This window comes from Rhodoferax sp. RT5P35, from assembly GCF_056521385.1.
This window is the reverse complement of record NZ_JBWMAX010000014.1, coordinates 96,338-119,306: the sequence shown is the minus strand read 5'-3', so window position 1 is coordinate 119,306 and position 22,969 is coordinate 96,338. Positions and strand designations below refer to the sequence as shown.

The 22,969-nt window shown below is 57.5% G+C and carries 22 protein-coding genes and 1 riboswitch; of the genes, 15 read left to right on the top strand and 7 right to left on the bottom strand.

Annotated features, from left to right (window positions below):
* From AC097L_RS19760 to AC097L_RS19730, 7 genes are all read right to left on the bottom strand, one after another.
* Complete coding sequence (locus AC097L_RS19760) at nt 1–1,026, bottom strand: PilW family protein (protein ID WP_479588426.1); 1,026 nt, start codon at nt 1,024–1,026, stop codon at nt 1–3.
* Nucleotides 1,023–1,679 carry a type IV pilus modification protein PilV gene (gene pilV, locus AC097L_RS19755; RefSeq protein WP_479588425.1) on the bottom strand — a complete coding sequence of 219 codons (657 nt, stop codon included), beginning with the start codon at nt 1,677–1,679 and terminating at the stop codon, nt 1,023–1,025. Before pilV ends, AC097L_RS19760 begins: the two co-directional genes overlap by 4 nt.
* 99 nt (nt 1,680–1,778) lie before the next feature.
* A complete protein-coding gene (gene nrdR, locus AC097L_RS19750) occupies nt 1,779–2,228 on the bottom strand; it encodes a transcriptional regulator NrdR (RefSeq protein WP_479588424.1) in 450 nt (149 codons plus the stop codon).
* 15 nt (nt 2,229–2,243) lie between these two features.
* Entirely contained in the window at nt 2,244–3,488 is a 1,245-nt protein-coding gene (glyA, locus tag AC097L_RS19745) for a serine hydroxymethyltransferase (RefSeq protein ID WP_479588423.1), read from the bottom strand.
* Nucleotides 3,489–3,536: 48 nt separating this feature from the next.
* A riboswitch (ZMP/ZTP riboswitch) is annotated at nt 3,537–3,698 on the bottom strand.
* 24 nt (nt 3,699–3,722) lie between these two features.
* Complete coding sequence (locus tag AC097L_RS19740) at nt 3,723–4,553, bottom strand: transglycosylase SLT domain-containing protein (protein WP_479588422.1); 831 nt, start codon at nt 4,551–4,553, stop codon at nt 3,723–3,725.
* A gap of 612 nt (nt 4,554–5,165) precedes the next feature.
* Nucleotides 5,166–6,656: a Do family serine endopeptidase gene (locus tag AC097L_RS19735; protein WP_479588421.1), complete on the bottom strand. Its 1,491-nt coding sequence runs from the start codon at nt 6,654–6,656 to the stop codon at nt 5,166–5,168.
* A gap of 93 nt (nt 6,657–6,749) precedes the next feature.
* Entirely contained in the window at nt 6,750–7,235 is a 486-nt protein-coding gene (locus AC097L_RS19730) for a hypothetical protein (RefSeq protein ID WP_479588420.1), read from the bottom strand.
* A gap of 142 nt (nt 7,236–7,377) precedes the next feature.
* On the opposite strand from AC097L_RS19730, the gene AC097L_RS19725 reads away from it, so the two are divergent.
* The 15 genes from AC097L_RS19725 (at nt 7,378) to AC097L_RS19655 (ending at nt 22,859) form a co-directional block, all read left to right on the top strand.
* Nucleotides 7,378–8,136 (top strand): 16S rRNA pseudouridine(516) synthase, encoded by a 759-nt coding sequence (locus tag AC097L_RS19725; protein WP_479588419.1) that lies wholly within the window; start codon nt 7,378–7,380, stop codon nt 8,134–8,136.
* Between the two features lie 104 nt (nt 8,137–8,240).
* The gene (locus AC097L_RS19720) at nt 8,241–9,212 is read left to right on the top strand and encodes a YVTN family beta-propeller repeat protein (RefSeq protein WP_479588418.1); all 972 of its coding nucleotides are present in this window, start codon (nt 8,241–8,243) and stop codon (nt 9,210–9,212) included.
* A complete protein-coding gene (locus AC097L_RS19715; protein ID WP_479588417.1) occupies nt 9,178–10,008 on the top strand; it encodes a polysaccharide deacetylase family protein in 831 nt (276 codons plus the stop codon). The genes AC097L_RS19720 and AC097L_RS19715 overlap by 35 nt, the downstream gene beginning before the upstream one ends.
* Before the next feature lie 77 nt (nt 10,009–10,085).
* A complete protein-coding gene (locus AC097L_RS19710) occupies nt 10,086–11,051 on the top strand; it encodes a sterol desaturase family protein (RefSeq protein WP_479588416.1) in 966 nt (321 codons plus the stop codon).
* A gap of 24 nt (nt 11,052–11,075) precedes the next feature.
* The gene (locus tag AC097L_RS19705) at nt 11,076–11,984 is read left to right on the top strand and encodes an EI24 domain-containing protein (RefSeq protein ID WP_479588415.1); all 909 of its coding nucleotides are present in this window, start codon (nt 11,076–11,078) and stop codon (nt 11,982–11,984) included.
* Nucleotides 11,950–12,789 carry a competence/damage-inducible protein A gene (locus tag AC097L_RS19700; RefSeq protein ID WP_479588414.1) on the top strand — a complete coding sequence of 280 codons (840 nt, stop codon included), beginning with the start codon at nt 11,950–11,952 and terminating at the stop codon, nt 12,787–12,789. Before AC097L_RS19705 ends, AC097L_RS19700 begins: the two co-directional genes overlap by 35 nt.
* 225 nt (nt 12,790–13,014) lie before the next feature.
* Entirely contained in the window at nt 13,015–14,430 is a 1,416-nt protein-coding gene (gene glnA, locus AC097L_RS19695) for a type I glutamate--ammonia ligase (protein ID WP_479588413.1), read from the top strand.
* 215 nt (nt 14,431–14,645) lie between these two features.
* A complete protein-coding gene (locus AC097L_RS19690) occupies nt 14,646–15,143 on the top strand; it encodes a hypothetical protein (RefSeq protein WP_479588412.1) in 498 nt (165 codons plus the stop codon).
* Nucleotide 15,144: 1 nt separating this feature from the next.
* Nucleotides 15,145–16,227: a nitrogen regulation protein NR(II) gene (gene glnL / locus AC097L_RS19685; RefSeq protein ID WP_479588411.1), complete on the top strand. Its 1,083-nt coding sequence runs from the start codon at nt 15,145–15,147 to the stop codon at nt 16,225–16,227.
* Nucleotides 16,228–16,265: 38 nt separating this feature from the next.
* A complete protein-coding gene (ntrC, locus tag AC097L_RS19680; RefSeq protein WP_479588410.1) occupies nt 16,266–17,810 on the top strand; it encodes a nitrogen regulation protein NR(I) in 1,545 nt (514 codons plus the stop codon).
* 401 nt (nt 17,811–18,211) lie between these two features.
* Nucleotides 18,212–18,478 (top strand): PAS domain S-box protein, encoded by a 267-nt coding sequence (locus tag AC097L_RS19675; protein WP_479588409.1) that lies wholly within the window; start codon nt 18,212–18,214, stop codon nt 18,476–18,478.
* Between the two features lie 116 nt (nt 18,479–18,594).
* Nucleotides 18,595–19,254: a diguanylate cyclase domain-containing protein gene (locus tag AC097L_RS19670; RefSeq protein WP_479588408.1), complete on the top strand. Its 660-nt coding sequence runs from the start codon at nt 18,595–18,597 to the stop codon at nt 19,252–19,254.
* A gap of 15 nt (nt 19,255–19,269) precedes the next feature.
* Nucleotides 19,270–19,614, top strand: coding sequence for a hypothetical protein (locus tag AC097L_RS19665; RefSeq protein WP_479588407.1), 345 nt, complete (start codon nt 19,270–19,272; stop codon nt 19,612–19,614).
* Nucleotides 19,615–19,818: 204 nt separating this feature from the next.
* A complete protein-coding gene (locus AC097L_RS19660; protein ID WP_479588406.1) occupies nt 19,819–22,194 on the top strand; it encodes a PAS domain S-box protein in 2,376 nt (791 codons plus the stop codon).
* Complete coding sequence (locus tag AC097L_RS19655) at nt 22,191–22,859, top strand: ANTAR domain-containing response regulator (protein ID WP_479588405.1); 669 nt, start codon at nt 22,191–22,193, stop codon at nt 22,857–22,859. The genes AC097L_RS19660 and AC097L_RS19655 overlap by 4 nt, the downstream gene beginning before the upstream one ends.
* The last annotated feature ends 110 nt before the right edge of the window (nt 22,860–22,969 follow it).

Sequence of the window (22,969 nt, the reverse complement as noted above, 5' to 3'; positions counted from 1 at the left end):
TCAATTGCCCTGCTCATTGCGCAAATGCACGGTAAACGTCACTACTTGGCGCAGTCGACCGTCAGGCGTAGGGCTAAAAACCGTACCAGGATCATTGCTGCTTGACATGGCCGATCCAATGGCACCACCAGTTGTACCTGGTGCCGTACCAAAAGGGTAAAAGGTTTGTGCTGCTTTATCTTGGCTTGACCCGGGAGATCCACGTAGCACCATGCCTATGCGCAGACTGCGTACGCGCCGCCAGTTTGCATTGGTTGCTATGCTGTTACCCGTAACGACCATTTGATCTGCACGCAGATAAACATCTGTGATGGAGTCAGTTGCGATAGTGGGAGCGGCATTAGGAGTTACAGCATCAACACCAAACAGAACTTGAAAATTTTCTACGCCTTGGACTAGCGGCTGTGCAGTGCCTGTATCCGTTGAGCACATTAGTGAGGGCTCTCCGTCCGAGCCAGTTGCTACGTAGAGAACACTAAACATTCGGTCATCACGATTGATTGGAATGACATTGGATGTGGTGTTACCCATACAGTTGATCATGGCATTGTCTGAAATACCCGATCCTGGGAATGTTTCATTGGCTTGGTAACGCAATATCAATATGTCACTGCCATATCCAAGTGATCCTGTAGTACGTGTTGTTGGGGTGACTAGGGTGCCCGAAACACTTGCACTCGAGTTGTTAAAACCTGAAATATTAGGATCAGGATTGGTATCAATCCCCATGACAACTTTTCGTGCCGTCCCTGCATAAAGTACATCTTGGTACCCTGTTTGCACTCCAAGACGCTGAATCATGTCTATTGCGAACCGCGCGTTGTCACGCAGTTGCGACGATGCATCAACTGCGGTAAATCCTTGCCTGCTGATGAGTAAGGATGCGATAGCGGCAATAGCAATCAATGTGCTGATCACCATTGCGACCAATAGCTCAACCATGGTTAAGCCCTGCTGGTTGCGCAGTGGTTGGTGCAACAGCTTTTTACTGCAGCCAGTTGAACGTAAGTTGTCTGAAGTCTTCATGGAGTCGTCGTCGTAATTCCAGCGGTAACAGGAAGAACAATGGAGGGTTGGCTGTTTGTGTCGCTAGTGCGTTCTAGAGCCGCGCTACCGGTCAGTGAGCGGTTGGTAGAGCCTCTGGTCCAACCTATTTTTATGACGGTGTTTGCACCCGTTGCTGCAGTGCAACCCCATTGTGGTAATCCGGTGCTGCTATCAAACGGGGCCGAGTCTATGCACACTTTCACGCGTGCGCCGGGCAATTGGCTATCAACCCGCGATAGCCACTCTGTCATTTCCGCGTTGGCAACATCTGTGGTGTTTGTACAGGTACTTGCTGTATTCGATACGTTGAGGCAGTAAGAAGGAGCTGCTGCCGTGAGAGGAGATGTGAAGTCTCCAAGATAAGGATTGCTGGTTGTCAGCAGCGCTATGTCTTTGTTGCCGCGCATCATTTCTGCGAGTTCTCGTGCCAGAGATGCTGCAACAGATTGAGAGCGCGCCTCTCGGTTGGATTGCAGTGCGGTAGCTTGCAAACCCACCATGCCTAAGAGTCCAAACGACAAAATGATGATGGATATAAGCACTTCCAGCAAGGAGAAGCCTTGGGTAGTTTTAGCTAGATGGCGCAACGTCTTGCATTGACGTTCTCGTTCTCGGTGGTGCGAATTTTCCATTCATGGATAATAAATTCATCCCCCAGCCCCAGTGAGACCGCTCATCGTTTGCTAGCGGCCGTTTGGCGGGTCGTCGTAAATTGAGGCTTGTGTTAACGCTTAGCGCTGAACTTCGTCTACTAAAGTCTTGAATTCATCAATATCTTCGAAGCTGCGGTATACGCTGGCAAATCGGATGTAAGCGACTTTGTCGAGCTTTTTTAGCTCGCGCATTACCAGTTCGCCGATTTGGCTAGATATGACCTCACGCACACCCAGATTGAGTAGCCGTTCTTCAACACGTTCTATGGCGTTGTCGATTTGTTCAGTGCTGACCGGACGTTTTCTAAGCGCCAACGAAAAAGAAGCACGTAACTTAACGGAAGCATAGTCAGTGCGGCGCCCATCCTTTTTGACAACTGCTGGATAACTGACATCAGGCCGTTCGTAAGTGGTAAATCTCTTTTCACAACCCCCACAACGGCGGCGGCGACGCACGAGGTCGCCGTCGTCGGATTCGCGGGTTTCGACGACTTGGGTCTCGCCATGGCCGCAGAAAGGGCACTTCATGGGGGCTGTGGTGGCTTAACGGTAAACCGGGAAGCGGCTGGTCAACGCGGCGACCTTGGCGCGCACGGCATCCAGATTGGCTTCGTCACGCGGGTTGTCCAGCACGTCGGCCACCAAGTGGGCAGTGGCACGGGCCTCTTCGTCCTTGAAGCCGCGCGTGGTCATGGCGGGGGTGCCGATACGTACGCCGCTGGTGACCATGGGCTTTTCGGGATCGTTGGGGATGGCGTTTTTGTTGATGGTCATATGCGCACTGCCCAATACGGCCTCGGCTTCTTTGCCGGTAATACCTTTGGCGCGCAAATCGACCAGCATCAGGTGGCTTTGGGTGCCGCCACTGACGATGCGCAGACCGCGCTGGGTCAGGGTTTCCGCAACGATTTGGGCGTTCTTCAAAACCTGTTGTTGGTAAATTTTGAATTCGGGGGCTAGGGCTTCCTTGAAAGCAACCGCCTTGGCTGCGATCACATGCATCAGCGGACCACCTTGCAGGCCGGGGAAGATAGCGCTGTTGATAGCTTTCTCAAACTGCGACTTCATCAGAATGATGCCGCCGCGGGGGCCACGCAGACTCTTGTGGGTGGTGGAGGTGACGATATCGGCGTGCGGCACAGGGTTGGGGTAGATGCCTGCGGCAATCAGCCCGGCGTAGTGCGCCATGTCCACCATGAAGATGGCACCCACGTCTTTAGCGACTTTGGCAAATCGCTCAAAATCAATAGCTAGAGAGTAAGCACTGGCACCCGCGATGATGAGTTTTGGCTTGGATTCATGTGCTTTGCGTTCCATGGCATCGTAGTCAATGGCTTCGTTGGCATCGAGGCCATAGCTAACTACATTGAACCACTTGCCGCTCATGTTCAGCGCCATGCCGTGGGTCAGGTGACCGCCTTCTGCCAAGCTCATGCCCATGATGGTGTCACCAGGCTTCAAGAAGGCCAGGAACACGGCTTCGTTGGCCGATGCACCGCAATGCGGTTGTACGTTGGCGGCTTCCGCACCAAAGATTTGCTTGACGCGGTCAATTGCCAATTGCTCAGTTACGTCGACGTATTCACAGCCGCCGTAGTAACGGCGGCCGGGGTAGCCTTCAGCGTATTTGTTAGTAAGCTGTGATCCCTGCGCGGCCATTACGGCGGGCGAGGCGTAGTTTTCGCTGGCGATCAGCTCGATGTGGTGTTCTTGGCGGGCGTTCTCAGCCTGTATGGCTGCGAACAGTTCGGGATCGGTTTGCTCTACAAGAATCGTACGGTCGTACATGGCAGTCCTTTAACCTGGTAGTCAAGACGGTGGTCCTTGCGGTGAAGCAAGTGCTGCCCAGGCGAACGGCTGAACACCAAGGATTTCGAGGCCCTGGCGGTACGCTTCCCAGTGGTTGCCCGGCGGGCCCTGTGAGAAGGCCGCAGCGGTGGTCCACGTCAGCGTGAGCACCCTTTGGGGTCACGCCTATCGCCAGTTGCGTACCCTACTAGTGTAACGGAGGCTCAATGGGAGTTAGTATTTGACGAGCAACGCGACTTTGTCGTCTTCTGCCGAAGCCTGCGTCTTCAGTGCAGCGGCAGCTGGAACGGTGCGGGGGGCTGTCATAGGTGCAGAACGTCCTGCGGCAACTTGTTGCAGGCGGCTGTGTTCGGCCATGACTTTGCCAGCATAGCCACCGTCGTCTTGGATGTTTGCCGCGCCCACGTAGTTGCGCAGACCGCCTTCAACCGAGCCCGCGCGGGCGATGCATTCTTGCAACACCTTTACACCGACGCGCAAATTGGTCAGGGGGTCAAACGCAGCCAGTTTTCCTCCAAACACATCGTATTTTTCCGTGTGCACACGGGTCATTACTTGCATCAGTCCCTGGGCACCAACAGGGCTTTGGGCAAACGGATTAAAACCAGATTCAATAGCCATGACCGCCAAAATCAGGGTCGGGTCAAGTTTAACGCGTTTGCCAAGGTCATAAGCCTCTGCTACCAAAGCGCTGACCGGTTCGGCTGCTACATGGTATTTTTTGCTTAACCAATAGGCCACTGCAGCCTGCTGTTTAGGCAGGTCTTGTGGATTGCTGGCAGTGGCGCGGTCTACCGCATCGGTATCGGCTTCTGCGGCCCATTCCGTGTCAGTACCTGGCACCACTTGGCGTTCTTGCAACCAGCCCATCAGTTGGACTTCGGCAACTTGGCGCAAATCGGGCCGGGCGGTCATGGTCACGACCAAAAAGGCAACGACCAAGCCCAGCAGGGCAAATCCGTTATGGGTAATCTCAAAAAAGCCTTGGGTAATATCTGCTGCGATGGTTCGCAGCCCTTGGCCTATCTTTTGTAACGCTGTCATAGCACTTCCTCATCTAGCGAAGGCCTGGGGCGATAAAGTTTGCGTAAGAGCAATTCGCTTGGGGCACCTCGATTGGGTGGGTACGCCATCAAAATCCTGCGGTACCCATGGGGCTTTGGCAGCGATTTGACTTAGCCGGGGTTCGGCAGCGGGTTCGGTGTGTCCCTGTGGTTGTAGGGGGGACGGCGAATTCTAGGAGGACTATTAATATCGAGTCAAGCATATCAATGCTGGTTGATATGCATTTTAAAACTGTTCAAGTGTACAGTTTTATGGCCTGGTGTGATCGGAGTGCAACTCTACAAAAGGCCACTGTAAGGCAAGGTTTCAAGTCGCTTACAAAATGCTACTGCTAGCGAAAAGACAGCAGGTGCACTCCGTTTGCAGCGCACATGCGGAGCTACGCAAGCGCGGTGTTGGTAGCCGAAGGGCTGATTTTTTGTGGAGTTTGTAGGTTTATTTTTTAGTTTAAATGTCTATTTTGTATACTAAAAAATGATTTTTTAGAGCCGGTAAAGACTCGGTTGCATCCGTTGTGTTTTACACAACAGGCCATCAATAAACCTGTTTTTAGGCAGCCCACTCTTGTGAGGACTGCCTGTTTCATGGCGTTTAGCCCATCCGAACCGGTACAAAAATGGTGTCGCCGGCACGCAAGATCAGCAGCGCAATCGATTTATCGGACTTGGCTATAGCGACTTTTACCTGCTCGATGCTCTTGACGGGCGTGCCGTTGATGGCCAGCAACACGTCGCCACTTTCGACACCTGCATTGGCGGCCGGGCCTGCGGAAGATTCGATCAATAGGCCATTGGCAACTCCGGCTGCGCGCAGTTCCTCTGGCTGCAAGGGGCGTAAGGCCAGACCCAGGCGACCTTGCGATGCCGCTTCTTTGCTGGCGGCGACCTGCACCGGTTTGTCGTTGGCGTTGCCCAACTTGGCTTCAATTTCCAGCGCAGCACCTTTGCGCCACACGTCCAGCTTGACCTTGTCGCCCGGTGCATCCTGGCTGATGACGGCAGGCAGGTCACCCGACGACACCACAGCGTGGCCATCCACTTTGCGGATTACGTCACCCGGCTCTAAACCGGCCTTGCTGGCGGGGCCGTCTTTTTCAACGCTGGATACCAGCGCGCCTTCGGGTTTGTCTAGCTTGAACGAATCGGCCAAGGCCTGGTTGACCTCTTGCACCGATACTCCAAGGCGCGCATGCTCAACCTTGCCGTGGGCGACGATCTGGTCTTTGACCTTGCCCGCCAGATCCATGGGGATGGCGAACGACAAACCTTGGTAACCACCGGTACGGCTGTAGATTTGGGAGTTGATGCCAATCACCTCGCCCCGGCTATTGAATAGGGGGCCACCCGAGTTGCCTGGGTTGACGGCCGCATCGGTCTGAATGAACGGCACCGCGCTGTCGTCAGGCAAGGAACGGCCCTTGGCACTGACCACACCAGCGGTAACGGTGTTTTCAAATCCGTAAGGCGAGCCGATGGCCAATACCCATTCGCCGACTTTTAAATCGCTGGATTTGCCTATGGTTGCAACGGGCAGGTTTTTGGCTTCTATCTTTAATACGGCGATGTCGGTTTTGGGGTCAACTCCCAGTACCTTGGCGACAAATTCGCGGCGGTCGGTGAGTTTGACGACGACTTCCTTGGCATCTTTTACTACGTGGGCGTTGGTCATCACGATGCCGTCGGCGCTTACGATGAAGCCCGAGCCCTGGCTGCGCGTGGGTGCTTCTTTTTGGCCGGGGATACCGCCTTGGCCTTGCTGAAAGCGGCGAAAGAATTCAAAGAAAGGGTCGTTGCCAAACGGGTCGTCGCGCTGGGGATGCTGGGCGGTTTCTGTGTCGTCGTCACCGGCCTTGGCGACGCTGGTTACGCTGATGTTGACGACTGCAGGGCCGTACTGGGTGGTGATCTGCGAAAAATCAGGCAACGCCATGGTTGTGGCGGGGCTGGTGGCAGTGCTTACGAGGGGTGCTGCTGCGCGGGCTTCGCCAACGTTGTGCAGTAGGGACCCAGCCGTACCGCCAATGGCTCCGGCGGCAACCAGGGCAAAAACGAGTTTGGTGTTTTGGAGAGACAGAACTTGCATGAGAGCATCCTTGGGTGGTTGGGTTGTGATGCCCAACTATCAGGATGCTGGCTTAGGCCAGACTTAAGCAGTGCGATGGCCATTAGCCAGTGCTCAGTGGCGAAACTCTTTCAAATCCAGCCGAATGTCGTAGTGGCTGCCGTTGAGGGTGATCCGTGCATCACAGCTGGTGGTTTGTCCGGCGTGGCCTTCATAGGCCAGACGGCGCTGGAAGCGGCTGGCATCGCCACTCGACAAAAAGCCTACGCGCTCTCCGTGTACCCGAATCTCTACCGGTTTCCAGATTTCGGCATTGTTGCCGCCGGTGTGTAACTGGGCCACCACCTGCATACCTGTCGAACTGATGGGTGTGCCATCGGCCACCAATTTCAGGGCGGTTTGGTAGCGCGAGCTGTCTGCTGTGTCTAATTGGAACAAGCCCAAAGAAGGCCATTTGAAAGTGTGGTGATAGGCTGCTTCAGCGGTTTGTAGTGGGTGTGAGGAAGCGATTTGGTAGCCGTTGTGGCGGTGCGGGCGCACAGTGCGCCACAGCATGAAGGCGGCGGCAAAAACAAACAGGGTGGTAAATAGTTCGCGCATGAAGAACTCCGGTAAAGCCTAGTTTGTATCCGCATACGCTGCATATCCATGTGAATTGGTTCACGGTTTGTGCACCATATTGTGGATGTATGGGATGCACCAGTTGCGCAGAACAGGGTGCGGCGTTTGCGATACTCGCAGCATGCAGCTTCAAGACATTCTTTATTCGCAGGGCTTTGGTACCCGCCGTGTGTGTGCCGGTCTGGTCCAGCAGGGCCTGGTCGAGGTTTATACGGAAAATACGGCTCTAGCGCCGGTTGTATGTGCAGAGTCAGCTATGGATTTTGATCCAGAAGGCATGCGCTTTCGGGTGCAAGGTGTGGACTGGCCCTACCACCGCCAGGCTTATGTGCTGCTGAATAAGCCGGCGGGTACCGAGTGCTCGCAAAAGCCGTCCACCTATCCCAGCATTTACACACTGCTGCCGTCGCCTTTGCGGTTGCGGCCGCAAAAAGGCGCGTTGCAAGGCGTACAGGCCGTGGGGCGGCTAGACCAGGACACCACGGGCCTGCTGCTGCTCAGCGATGATGGCCAGTTCATCCACCGCATGACCTCGCCCAAAAAGCATGTGCCCAAGGTCTATGAGGTGACCACCAAGCACCCCCTGGACGCGCAGCAGGTGGCCAAGCTGTTGGCTGGTGTAGTGCTGGACGATGACCCCAAGCCGGTCCGGGCTGCTGCGTGCGAGGCCGTCAGTAGCCACCACCTGCGCCTGACCTTGACCGAAGGCAAATACCACCAAGTCAAACGCATGCTGGCGGCAGTAAGCAACCGGGTAGAGGGCCTGCACCGTTCGCAAATGGGCCGTTTTGCGCTGCCTGCCGACCTGCTGCCAGGGCAATGGCGCTGGCTCAGTGCCGAGGATCTGGCCCAACTTTCTGCCGCGCAGACAAGTTCTTAGTTGTTACATCCGCGGCCCAGAGGGGCCGTGCCCGGCGGCTACACTGCCAAGCTGTTTGTTATTAGTGGTGCATTGTGAAGTTGTTTGTCCGAAGTTTTGCCTTTTTGGCCTCTGTTCTTGCTTTTGCCGTAGCCACCCCGCTTGCCGCTTGGGCCCAGTCCACCCTTATTTCCTCGCCGATATTTGTGCTCAATTCGCTGGATGCCAGCGTAAGCGTGATCGACCCCGGTAGCTGGACCGAAACCCAGCGCATCCCGACCGGCAAAGAGCCGCACCACATGTACCTCACCCCCGACGAGAAGTCGCTGGTGATTGCCAATGCCCTGTCCGACACGCTGACCTTCATCGACCCCAAGACGGCCGAGATCCAGCGGGTAGTACGCGACGTGCTGGACCCATACCAGTTGCGCTTCTCGCCCAATATGAAGTGGTTTGTCACTGCAGCCAACCGGCTCAACCACATCGACATCTACCGCTGGGACGGTAAGGACATCGCTCTAGTCAAGCGCGTGGCCACCGGTAAAACGCCCAGCCACCTGTGGATTGACAGCAAAAGCACCACCATCTACTCCACCATGCAAGACAGCGACGAGCTGGTCGCGGTGGACTTGGCCACCCAAACCATCAAATGGCGTATCCCCACGGGGGCCATGCCCGCCGATATCTACGGCACAGCCGATGACAAAACCCTGCTGGTCGGCCTGACGGGCGGGGAGGGCGTGGAGGTGTACGACGTGTCGGGCAAGGCCCCCGTGCGCACCAAGGTCATCGCCACGGGCAAGGGCTCGCACGCGTTCCGCGCGGCGGGCGACAAGCGCCACGTGTTCGTCAGCAACCGGGTCGCCAACAGCATCAGCAAGATCGACCTGCAAACCCTGGAGTCGGTAGCCACTTACCCGGCACCCGGCGGGCCGGACTGCATGGATGTGTCGGCCGATGGCAAGCTGCTGCTGGTGTCGTCGCGCTGGGCCCGCAAGCTCACGGTGATCGACCTGGAATCCAAAAAAGTCGTGCGTCAAATCAATGTTGGAAGGTCTCCCCATGGCGTTTGGACTCTGGACCACGCAGCACGCTAAATATGCATTTGCTACGGTATTAGTAGCTGCTAGTGCAGGTGCTATATGCGCTACCGCCGAAAAACCTTGTGAAAAACCACTTTACCTGACGTTTGACACCGGCCACATGGGTATCGCCCCTTTGGTGGCCGAGGTGTTAAATCGCCAACAGGTCAAGGTGACTTTCTTTGGTGCCCAAGAGCGCACCCAGGAAGGTGACGGTAGCCTGGGCGCGTACTGGGCACCGTGGTGGAAGGCCCGTGCCGCTGAGGGCCACGCCTTTGCATCCCACACGTTTGACCACGTGTACTGGAAGGCTGATCTACCAGGTCAGCCGGGTACGCCGGTCCGCTTCCGCGTCAAGCCCTCGGCCGGGCCGGATACCGACCGCGAATTCACCTGGACCGCAGCCCAGTACTGCGAAGAAATCCACCGTGCCAGCCAGCGTATGCAGGCCATGACCGGCCAGGCACCGCTACCTTTGTTCCGCGCGCCCGGTGGCAAGACCTCGCCTGCGTTGCTGGCAGCGGCCAAATCCTGTGGCTATGCGCACGTGGGCTGGGCCCCGGCCGGATTCTTGGGCGACGAGCTGTCAAGTGAAAAAGCCAGCAATCCTGCGCTGCTGGCCCAGGCCCTGCGCACCATCCGCAACGGCGATATTTTGCTGGCCCACCTGGGCATTTGGTCGCGCAAAGACCCCTGGGCCCCCGCGGTGCTGGAGCCGCTGATCGTCGGCCTGAAAGAGCGCGGATTTTGCTTTCGCACCCTGCGTGAACATCCCGACTACACCGCGTGGATAAGCGCCCATACCCAATAATCGCCAGAGTTCTGCACCGTCTGACCATCAGGGTCAGCCCGGTAGTTGGACGGTGTGGAAGTCATTATTTTTTTATTATGGATTTTTTGACCAACCTGTTTTCCGACGCGCAGCAGTGGCTGTTTGAAGCGCTCGTCCAGCCCCTGGTGTTTGACCTGGGCTTTGGTGGCTGGGTGGAAGATGCTTACACCGCTACCGGCTGGTTGTTGGTGGGTTTGCTGCAGTTACTGGTGCTGGTCGCGGTGCTGGGGCCGTTGCAGCGCTGGCGGCCGGTGGAGCCGCTGCAAGACCGCACGGCGGTACGCATTGACATCATTTACACCCTGTTGCACCGGCTGGGCGCGTTCCGGTTGCTGCTGTTTTTTACCCTCGCCCCGATCATGGATGGCCTGTTTGGCGAGATGCGGGTGGCGGGTATGGCAACTTTTCACCTGGATGCTTTGTGGCCCGGCGTGACCGATCAGGCGTTGTTCAGCTTTGCCTTGTACCTGGTGGCCTTCGACTTTTTAGGCTACTGGGTGCACCGGGGCCAGCACCAGTTTGCCTGGTGGTGGAGCCTGCATTCCCTGCACCATTCGCAGCGCCAAATGACCCTGTGGAGCGACAACCGCAACCACCTGCTGGACGACGTGGTCGGCGACATCATCGTGGCCCTGGTGGCCCAGCTGGTCGGTGTGGCCCCGGGCCAGTTCATTGCCATCGTGGCCTTTACCCAGCTCAGCGAAAGCCTGCAACACGCCAATCTGCGCGTCTGGTTTGGCCGGGTGGGCGAGCGGCTGTGGGTTAGCCCGCGCTTCCATCGACGGCACCACAGCATCGGTATCGGCCACGAGTCGGCGGGCAAAAATACGCTGGGCGGACACAACTTTGGGGTGCTGTTGCCTTGGTGGGACATGCTGTTTGGCACTGCCAATTTCGAATTGCGCTACGACCCGACCGGCATCCGCGACCAGCTAGCCGAGGAGGGCGGGCGCGACTACGGTCGGGGTTTCTGGCAGCAGCAGTGGCTGGGCCTGCGGCGGCTGTGGGCCGTGCTGCGTTAATTCGATACGGGTATCCTCACCCCCATGAAACTGCTTTTGGATTCCTTTTGGCGCGCTGCGGCCTACTGCATGCACCACCGTGTGATTGCGCTGTCGTTTTTGCCTTTGCTGGTATTGGTGGCAGTGTCGCTGGGCCTGGGGTATTTTTACTGGGAGCCCGCGTTGGACATGGTGCGTGGCATGCTGGATGCGTCGGAGTGGGTGGCCCGCATATGGGCTTGGCTGGAGAGCGCCGGGGTGGGCCAGCTCAAGGTGGCACTGGCCCCCTTGCTGGTGATCTTTGCCGTGACACCCTTCATCGTGGTGCTGTCGCTGTTGGCGGTAGCCATGATGATGACCCCGGCCTTGGTGGCGCTGGTGTCCGAGCGGCGCTTTCCCCAGCTGGAAAAAAAGAAGGGCGGCACCTTCATCGGCGGACTGTTCTGGTCGCTCGGCTCCATTGTGCTGGCCCTGGTGGCGTTGCTGGTGTCGATTCCACTGTGGCTGGTGCCTCCGCTCATTTTGGTGCTGCCGCCGCTAATCTGGGGTTGGTTGACCTACCGTGTCATGTCCTACGATGCCCTGGCCCTGCACGCCAGCAAGGAAGAGCGCACCGAGATCTACCGCCGCCACCGTATCACCCTGATGGGCATGGGCGTGTTGACCGGCTATTTGGGGGCAGCACCCAGCTTGGTATGGGCTTCAGGGGCTTTGTTTGCGGCTGCCTTTGTGGTGCTGGTGCCGCTGGCCATCTGGATCTACACCTTGGTATTTGCCTTTTCTTCGCTGTGGTTTGCCCATTACGTGCTGGCCGCGCTACAAGCCTTGCGGGCCGAGACGGCATTGCAGGCCGCACCCGTAGGGGCACCGTTTGCTGCCCCGCTGGAAATTTTGGAACCTGTTCAATCAAAACCCACTTATGACGCTGGAACTTCCTACCTTCCGCCCCCTTGACTCTGCGCCCATCTTTGGGCTAGTCATTGTGGGTGATGAAATCCTGTCAGGCAAACGCGCTGACAAGCACCTGCCCAAGGTGATCGAACTGCTGGCTGCACGCGGCCTGCAACTCGGCTATGCCGACTACGTGGGCGATGACCCGGCGCGCATCACCAGCACCCTGCAGCGGGCGTTTGCCTCAGGCGATGTGGTGTTCTCCACCGGTGGCATCGGTGCCACGCCCGACGACCACACCCGCCAGTGCGCTGCCAAGGCCCTGGGCCTGCCGCTGGCCTTGCACCCGCAAGCCGAGGCGCTGATCCGCGAACGCATGCAAGACACTGCCCGTGACCAGGGTGTGCCTTATGAGCCCACGCACCCGGACAACGTCCACCGCCTGAACATGGGCGTGTTTCCGCAGGGCGCGCACATCATTCCCAACCCGTACAACAAAATCCCCGGCTTCAGCATGGGCCACGTGCACTTTGTTCCGGGCTTCCCGGTGATGGCCTGGCCGATGGTGGAATGGGTACTGGACCAGCACTACACCCCGTGGTTTCAGAAAGCTGCGTGGGTCGAGAAGTCCGTGATCGTGTTTGGCAGCATGGAAGCCACGTTGACCCCGTTGATGGAAGCATTGGAGCGCCAGTTTGAAGGGGTCAAGGTATTCAGCCTGCCCAGTGTGGACCACCCGGAATATGGCCGCCATATCGAGCTGGGTGTGAAGGGCACGCCAGAGCGGGTGGAGTTTGCGTATCCGGCGCTGCTGGCAGGATTGCACGGTTTCGACGCCCGGCTTGGCCCTGAACTGGTGCGAAGTTAGTCGCACACTATTGGTGCATTCTCATTGTGCTCTTTGTTGGTGCAATTTGGGCTTTGTGGGGCTTTTTAGCGCGGCTTTATGGCGCAAAATGCCCGCGTGGAAAGCGGTTGCTGTGCAGGTGCTTGCGAATGTGGGTTCACTGTGCGGTGGCACAAAAACTGCATTGGTTGATGTGCCGAATAACTGCAATCCTAATTAAACCTAACCCCTACCAGGAGATTCTTGATGGCAAAGACCGTCGCTGACGTGATGAAGATGGTGAAAGAGAACGAAGTTAAGTTCGTTGACTTCCGCTTCACCGATACCCGTGGCAAAGAACAGCACGTCACCGTGCCGGTGTCCCATTTCGACGAAGACAAGTTCATTTCGGGCCACGCGTTCGACGGTTCTTCCATCGCCGGCTGGAAGGGTATTGAAGCTTCGGACATGCAACTCATGCCCGATGCCAACACCGCCAACATCGACCCGTTTTTCGAAGAAACGACGATGATCTTGACCTGCGACGTGATCGACCCCGCCGACGGCAAGCCGTACGAGCGCGATCCCCGTTCGCTGGCCAAGCGCGCAGAAGCCTACATGAAAGCTTCTGGCCTGGGCGACACTGCCTTCTTCGGTCCAGAACCCGAATTTTTCGTGTTCGACAGCGTGCGTTGGGGCAACGACATGTCCGGCTGCTTCTCCAAGATCGACTCGGAAGAAGCCTCCTGGAACACCGGCAAGGAATACGAACACGGCAATACCGGCCACCGGCCCGCCGTCAAGGGTGGTTACTTCCCTGTGCCCCCCGTCGACAGTTTCCAGGACATGCGTTCCGAAATGTGCCTGGTGCTCGAATCCCTGGGCATCCCGGTCGAAGTACACCACCATGAAGTGGCGAACGCTGGCCAAATGGAAATCGGCACCCGTTTCAGCACGCTGATTGAGCGCGCCGACTGGGTTCAGCTGCAAAAGTACGTGATCCAAAACGTTGCGCATTCCTACGGCAAAACCGCCACCTTCATGCCCAAGCCCATCGTGGGCGACAACGGCTCCGGCATGCACGTGCACCAGTCGGTCTGGAAAGACGGCAAGAACCTGTTTGCTGGCGACGGCTATGCCGGTTTGAGCGAATACGCCCTGTACTACATTGGCGGCATCATCAAGCACGCTCGCGCTTTGAACGCCATCACCAACCCCGGCACCAATAGCTACAAGCGCCTGGTGCCTGGGTACGAAGCGCCGGTGAAGCTGGCGTACTCGGCCAAAAACCGCTCTGCCTCGATCCGTATTCCTTTCGTGGCGAACCCCAAGGGCCGCCGCGTGGAAGCACGTTTCCCCGATCCCCTGATGAACCCTTACCTCGGCTTCGCAGCCCTGTTGATGGCGGGCCTGGACGGCGTGGAAAACAAGATCCATCCTGGCGAAGCCGCCACCAAAGATCTCTACCATTTGCCTCCCGAAGAAGACAAGCTGATCCCTACCGTCTGCCACAGCCTGGACCAGGCCCTCGAATGCCTGGACAAAGACCGTGCCTTCCTGACCAAGGGCGGCGTGTTCACCGACGCGTACATTGATGCTTACATCGAGCTGAAAATGACCGAAGTAACCCGCATGCGCATGGCCACCCACCCGGTGGAATTTGACATGTACTACTCGCTCTAAGAGCGACGGCCTTCGGAGGCGCAACTTATTGCGACACCCAGGCTCTCAAAAGGACGGCGCAAGCCGTCCTTTTTTCGTTAATGTGGAACAACTTGTCTGGCAAGGAATGCTCTGCGCCCGAGTTCATGAAAGTTAGGACCTGTGGCCTGTGAAAAACAGAGTACCGTTGCGCATTTCCTCCTAGAACAAGCCTGGCTGGGCTTTAACTTTTACGCATGAAACATTTTTTTGGTCTGATTTTGGTATGCGCATCGGCCACCGTGTGGGCGCAGGACACGGCTGTCTACCGCTGCGGCAACGAGTACACCAATGCCGTCAGGGATGCCAAAGATGCCAAGGCCCGCGGCTGCAAGCTGGTGGAGGGCGGCAACGTCACCATTGTCCACAGCAACCCGCCAGGGACTGCACCCGCCCCGGTGCGTGCCCCAGCGCCCAGCAGCCCGCGCAACGACGGTGCCGAGCAGCGTGCACGCGACTCTGATGCCCGCATGATTTTGGAGTCCGAGCTGAAAAAAGCCGAAGTCCGCCAGGCCGACTTGCTCAAAGAGTACAACAGCGGTGAGCCCGACAAACAAGGTGGCGAGGCCCGCAACTACCAAAAATACCTCGACCGTGTGGCCGAACTGAAAGCTAGTATCGCCCGCAACGACAGTGACATTGCAGGCCTGAAGCGCGAGCTGTCGCGCCTGCCCCCATCCCGCAACCCGCCTTGAAATGCCTAGTTTGACTACACCCACCCACCCTTACATCACGCGCTTTCACGCGTTTGATTTGCTGGCCACCTTGGTGGCGGTGCTGGCCAGCGATGGCGCGGTGCTGTTTGCCAACGCGGCCCTGGAAGACGCGCTGGGCACCTCGCGCCGCACCATCGAGGGCTCGCATTTCCCTGACTGCTTTACCGAACCCCTGATTCTTGAAAACGCCTTGGAGGGTGCAGGCAGCAACGAATTTGCCGCGCTGCGCTACGACGCCTGGCTCAAGCGCCTGAACCACGAGCCGGTGCCGGTACACGTGATCCTGGCGCAGACCGAGCGCCCCGGTGAGATCATCATCGAGCTGCTGCCCCAGGAGCAGCAGGCCAAGCAAGACCGGGAAGAGCGCCTGATCGACCAGGCCCAGGCCAACAAGGAGCTGATCCGCAATCTGGCCCACGAGATCAAGAACCCACTGGGTGGCATCCGCGGCGCGGCGCAGTTGCTGGAGATGGAGATGGAGTCGCGCGAGCTGATTGAGTACACCCAGGTCATCATCCACGAGGCCGACCGCCTGCAAAGCCTGGTGGACCGCCTGCTGGCCCCGCACCGCCGCCCGCACGTGGTGGGCGACGTCAACATCCACGAAATCTGCGAACGCGTGCGCTCCCTGATCCTGGCCGAGTTTCCACGCGGCTTGAAGATCGAGCGCGAATACGACGTGTCCATCCCCGAGTTTCGCGGCGACCGCGAACAGCTCATCCAGGCGGTGCTTAACGTGGCCCACAACGCGACCCAGGCGTTGGCCGAGCGCATTGCCGAAGGAGATGCCGAGATCACTTTCCGCAGCCGTATTGCGCGCCAAGTGACCTTTGGAAAACAGCGTTACCGGTTGGCACTGGAATTGCATGTCATCGACAACGGCCCGGGGGTTCCCGAGTCGATCAAGGACCGTATTTTTTACCCGCTGGTGTCGGGCAGAGAGGGCGGATCTGGGCTGGGGCTGACGTTGGCACAAACCTTCGTCCAGCAGCACCATGGCTTGATCGAATGTGACAGTGTTCCGGGCCGCACGGATTTCAAATTACTCATCCCGCTGCCTTGATAAGCCTGAGGCAGCCTGACCCAAGGTACCCCCCCACTATGAAGCCGATCTGGATAGTAGACGACGACCAATCCATCCGCTTTGTTCTGGAGAAAGCGCTGTTGCGCGAAGACCTGCCAACCCGCAGCTTTACCAATCCGCGCGACGTACTGGCTGCGCTGGAATCTTCCACCGACGAAGACGGCCCGCAGATTTTGGTCAGCGATATCCGCATGCCTGGTGGCTCGGGTCTGGACTTGCTGGAGAAGGTCAAGCTGATGCACCCCGGCCTGCCAGTGATCATCATGACCGCCTTTTCCGACCTGGACAGCGCCGTGTCGGCCTTCCAGGGCGGCGCGTTTGAGTACCTGCCCAAGCCGTTTGACTTGCCCAAGGCGGTGGAGCTGATCCGCCGCGCGGTGGAAGAGAGCCAGCGCGAAGAAGTGGCCGAAGAGCGCATGGCCGCCGCCCCAGAAATGCTGGGCCAGGCCCCGGCCATGCAGGACGTGTTCCGCGCCATTGGCCGCCTCAGCCAAAGCAACGTCACGGTGATGATCACTGGCGAATCCGGCTCCGGCAAAGAGTTGGTAGCCCGTGCACTACACAAGCATTCGCCTCGCGCCAATGGGCCGTTTGTAGCTATCAATACCGCAGCAATTCCGAAAGACCTGCTGGAGAGCGAGCTGTTTGGCCATGAGCGCGGTGCCTTCACCGGCGCACAAACCATGCGCCGCGGCCGTTTCGAACAGGCCGATGGCGGCACGTTGTTTTTGGACGAAATCGGCGATATGCCGTTTGACCTGCAAACGCGGCTGCTGCGGGTGCTGAGCGACGGGCATTTCTACCGCGTCGGCGGCCACAACGCCGTCAAGGCCCAGGTGCGTGTGATCGCCGCCACCCACCAGGATCTGGAGCAGCGCGTGCGTGACGGCGTGTTCCGCGAAGATTTGTTCCACCGCCTGAACGTCATCCGCCTGCGCTTGCCCGCGCTGCGCGAGCGGGTCGAAGACGTGCCCATGCTGACCCGGCACTTTTTGCAGCAAAGCGCCAAACAGCTCGGTGTGGAGCCGAAACGTATTTCTGACGCGGCGCTGGCACAGATTGCGCTGTTTCCTTTCCCTGGCAACGTCCGCCAGCTGGAAAACCTGTGCCACTGGCTTACCGTGATGGCCCCGGCCCAGACCATTGAGCCCAAAGATTTACCGCCCGATGTGTTGGGTGTGACGGTTCCGCCATCCAGCCTGGGCCACACCACGGCGACCCGTACTATCGGCGTGCCGCTGGTGCATGTGGATATCAGCCCGGACATGGATGCCGAATCTGCTTTGCGTCCCGCCAGCGCCGAGCCGGCGCGGCCCCCAGATGCCCACGCCCATGCACCCAGTGCCCAGACCGGTTGGGAACTGGGCCTGGAGGCCGAGGCGCTGGAGCTACTGGCCAACGACCGGCACGATGTGTGGGACGTGCTGTCGCGCCGATTCGAGTCCAAGCTGATCCTCACTGCCCTGCACAACACCCGGGGACGGCGCATTGAAGCGGCGCAAAAGCTAGGCATTGGCCGCAACACCATCACCCGCAAGATCCAGGAGTTGGGTCTGGAGTGAAACTATAAGAAATAAGGCTCTGGCGTATATTTCATATGCGCTAGATGCTCTTATTTTTATAGTTATTTGCGCGAGATCTTGCACAAAAATTTCCTCCCCAGCTCGGCTTAAAGCGTACTAAAGCAAGCTTGACTTGTAACAAACTCGCGTTAGATCCCCTGATACGGTGCGTGCATTAGGTTGGTAGTGCATCTATGGTGGTTTACCTGGCCCAGGATGTGGCTTGGATTTTGGTGTTGGGCGTGCTGCAGTGCCTGCATTTACGCCTGTGGCGTGCGCATCTGCGGTGGGGGCAGTGGGTTTAGGGTTTGCTATTCTGGTCGCCGCTGCCTGCGGCATAACTCTTATCCATTTCCCTGGCGCTGATACCCGCGTTTACACCGGCCAACTTGCTGCTGGCCATGGTGCTTCGCGAGTCCGAGGCCCGCTTACGCACTCTGATCAAGGTCATTCCCGGGGTCTCGGTGCAAGCTTACGCACCCGATGGCAGCACCCGTTTCTGGAACCAGGCCTCTGAGCGGCCGTACGGTTTTACCGCCCAAGAAGCCATTGGCCGCAATTTGCGCGAGTTGATCATCCCGGTGCCCATGCGCGAGGGTGCGCGCCAGGCAATGGAGCATATGTTTGCCACCTGTGAGCTGATTCCGGCCGGTGAATTGGTGCTGTAACACAAGGACGGTAGCCACGCTGTCCGACATTACCTTGCGCAAGGTAGCCGAAGACCAGATCCGCCAGCTGGCATTTTTTTGACCCCCTGACCGAGCCGCCGAACCGCCGACTGCTGATGGACCGGCTGCAACGGGCATTGACTTCCTGCGAACGCAACCAGCGCACCGGGACCTTGCTGTTCATTGGTCTGGACAACTCCAAAACCCTGAACGACACCCGAGGCCACGATAAGGGCGACCTGCTACTGCGCCGGGCCACCCTGCGTTTGTCGGCCTGTATCCGCGACTGTGACACCGTGGCCCGATTGGGTGGCGACGTGTTTCTGATGGTGCTGGAAAACCTGGACACCCATCTGGTGACCGCCGCGGCCGACGTACGCGCCATAGGCGAGAAAATCGTGACTGCGTTAAACCAGCTCTACCAACTGGGCGACTTTGGCTTCAACAGCATGGCCAGCGTCGGTGTGGTCCTTTTCAATGGCGTAAACCTGTCCATGGACGAGCTGCTCAAGCAATCCTATCTGGCCATGTACCAGGCCGAAACTGCTGGGCGCAATGGACTGCGGTTCTATGACCCTGCCATGCAGGCGGAAGTCAACGCCCGTGCCGCGTTGGAGGCGGATCTCCGCCTGGCCATGGCCCTTCCTCAATTCGAGCGGCACTACCAGCCACAGGCAGACGGGCGAGGGCGGGTTACAGAAGCCGAGGCGCTGCTGCGTTGGCTCCACCCGGCGCGTGGCTGGGTGTCGCCAAGCAGCTCTATTCCGCTGGCCTAGGAGACCGGCCTCATCTTGCCGCAAGGCCAATGGGTGCTGGAGACGGCCTGCAAGCAACTGGTGGCCTGGGCCCAACAGCCGTTGCTGGCCGGACTGGTGCTGGTGGTGAATGTCAGCGCCAGGCAGTTTCGCGAGGCTGACTTTGTAGACAGCGTGTTGGCCCTGCTGGTCACCACCGGGGCCCAGCCGAAGCGCCTCAAGCACCTGGGCCCGGCTGTGATGGCCGAAGGTGTGGAGATCCTGGCGCAAAGAGAATTTTTGGCCCAGTGCGGCTGCCATGCCTACCAAGGCTTTTTGTTCAGCTGGGCTTTGCCTGCAGCGCGGTTTCTGGAGTTTGTACAGAATTTGGAGGATAAATAGGCTCCTGGCGTATATTTTCTCTGCACATAACGCTATAAAAAAAGTAGTAGTCGAGGCATTGCGATTGGCGTATTGCCGTCTGTTTTAAGTTGGGTTTAAACCGTGTATGCGCTCTATTTCCCCTTTGCTGAATTCCGTTAAAACGAGAGTTACGCTCAGCGCTATAGGGGGGGCGTTCTTATTTTTTGCGTGCTGACGTTGTACATGGGCCATGAGCGGCGCAAAAACATAGAACACCTGTTGGGCGAGCAGCAATTTTTAGCAGCCTCGTATGCTGCTGCTGTGATCGGTGCGCAACTGGCGCAGCGGTTTGAGTTGCTGGAGTTTGCGGCCCGGTCTATCGACTTGGCACTGTTGCAGCAACCACCGGCCTTGCGCGAATCGCTGGATAAAAAGATTCTTTTGAAAGGCTACGTCCACTTGGATTTGCATGTGGTGGGGCTGGACGGCGTGGAGGTGGGGGAGGCTGCGATGTCCGGGTTTTCTGCCCAAAATCCGACCTACCGTGTCGCGGTGGAGGCAGTGTTGCACCAGAGTCGGCGGGCGGCGGGGCTGCCCGTGTTGCGGTCTTCGCTCGAGCCGCCTGCCGTGCCATTGGCGGTGCCGATCTGGGATGCGCAGGGCCAAGTGGCCGGGGTTTTGTTAGGTACCGTAGAACTTGGAAAAATCAATTTCTCAGACGAACTTGTGCAAAACATGGATTTGCATGGTGTGGGTTATGCCGTGGTGGACCGGCGGTCACAGACGGTGGTTGCCGCGACTAACCAGTTCTTTACTTTGAATCTGCTCTCTGCTGCACGCACTTGCCCTTTGTTGGAGCCGCTCATTGCACAGGGTGAGCATTGGGGCGTCGTCACCAATGCATTCGGCGCAGGGGTTCTCTTTTCGACAAAAATGGTGCCGATGGTGGATTGGTGCTTAGTTGCAGCTGTGGCTGCAGATGACGCTTTTGTAAGCATCTACCGCATGCAAAAGAAATTTTTAATAGCCTCGGCACTGGCTGTTGTGGCGATGGGGGGCTTCATTTGGTGGACGGTGCGGCGTCAAATGTCTCCTTTGGTGGTGGCTGCCGCAAAGCTGGTCCAGACGGTGGATGTATTGCGTCCTCTGTCTCCCCTGCCGGGGGCCAGCCAGGATGAAATTGGCACGTTGATAGCGGGATTCAACCAACTGCTGGACACCTTGAGCCGACGGGTTGTGGCGCTGAAGCAAAGCGAGCGCGCCTTGTCTGACATCCTGAAAAATGCCAATGCGCTTACCTATGTCAAAGACACCGAGTTTCGGTACGTGTTTGCGAACCAGTCGGCCCGAGCGTGGCTGGGGATGTACGCGGACAAACTCGGACAAACCGATGAAGCATTTTTTGATGCACAAACCACAGGCCAGTTGCGCCAGAATGACCAACGGGTTTTGGACCACGGACTCACATTGAAGACGGAAGAAACCACGGTCCGCAAAGATGGCCAAGTCACTGCCTACCTGACTGTCAAATTGCCCTTACGCAATGAGGATGGTGCCATTTACGCGGTGTGCAGCATTGCGACAGACATCACAGAACGTAAGCGGATGGAAGAGGATTTGCGCATTGCCGCCGCCGCCTTTGAATGCCTGGAGAGCATCACGGTAATGGATGCGGACTTGAAAGTGCTGCGTGTCAACCGGGCGTTCACCCGTATCACAGGGTATTCACAGCAGGAAGTGCAAGGAAAAACCACGACTTTTCTGCGCTCGGACAAGTTGCCAACCTCGTTTTACGAGGCTCTGCGTGGCAGTTTGCTGCGCAACGGATCGTGGCATGGGCAGGTGTGGCATCGGCGTAAAAACGGTGAAGATTACCCGGCGCGGGTGGTCGTAGAGGCAATTAAAAATGAACAGGGCGTGGTGACGCATTACGTGTGGCATGGCATTGACATCACCAATACCTATTTGCAAAAGCAACAGCGGCTTCTTAACGAAGCAGCGCATCGCCAAATCTTGGTTCGTGAAGTACACCACCGCATCAAAAATAATTTGCAGGGTATTACCGGCATATTGCACCATTTTGCCTACAAATACCCTGAAACGACGGAGTTGATGAACCAGGTTATTAACCAGGTACGGGCCGTCTCTTTCGTCCATGGCCTGCAAGGCCGCACGGTAAATGCGGCGGTGCAACTGCTTGATTTGACCTCGGCCATTGCCGCGGATATTCAAAACGTCTGGCAAATTCCAGTGGGTCTGGAGATAGCGAGTTTGCCAATTTGGAATATTGCAGAAAAAGAAGCGGTGCCGATTGCTTTGGTGCTGAATGAGTTGGTTACCAATGCCGTCAAGCACGTTGACCCGCAGTTCAAATATGTGGATATTGCCGTCCAACAACCAGCCGGGACGGAGGTTGTATACATCCGGATCCGCAATCGTGGCCGACTCCTGGATGCGGATCGGCAGGTCGAGGACCCGCATACAGGGCGGCAGCTAATCGCGGCATTGATGCCATCGATTGGCGCGCATATGGCAATAGAACAAAGTGGGGACCATGTGGTGACTTTGCTAGAGTTGCGGCCTCCGGTGATTTACCAGAACAAAAAGGAAACCTTATGAGCAATGGCAAAGCGTCTGCGCAGGGTAAGAAAATTCTGTTGGTGGACGATGAGCGATTGGTACTTGTCACGGTCGCATGTGGGCTCACCAACGCAGGCTATGAGGTCACTACCTCAGAGTCGGCCGAAGATGCGGAAGCTTTGTTGGCCAGTGGTTACCGACCGGACCTGGCTATTTTGGACGTGAGCATGCCGGGGCAGGACGGCTTGTATCTGGCTCGGCGTTTGCGTGAATTGGACCGCATCCCTTTCATCATGCTCAGCGCCTACAGCGACCCGCAATTTGTGGAGCAGGCCACCCAGTCAGGTGCCTTGGGCTATGCCGTCAAGCCGTTGGACACGTCACAGTTGGTGCCGACGATTGAAGCCGCACTGGCTTGCGCTAACAGCCTTCAGAGCTTGCGCGAAACCCTGCAACAACTGCAAAACGCACTCGACAACGAGCGCGACATCAGCGTAGCGACGGGAATATTGATGGTGGAATTTCGGCTTAACCGCGGTGCAGCGTTTTCGTTATTGCGTGACGCTGCACGTAAAAATCGCTGCAAACTGTCTGGGCTTGCCAAACAGGTGGTAGAGGCACGGGATGTTCTGAGCTTAAATAGTAATTCGCTGAAGGACGAGGCCTTAAAGTCCCTGGTAACCCGTATTGACGTTAAAGATTAAATAAGCGATAAAGCAACAAATCGTAACGTAACGAAAATAATCGAAACGAAACGAAGCGATCGGCCCTTGAACCCGGCCCAAAATTTTAAGGCCTTGAACCCGCCTTGTTA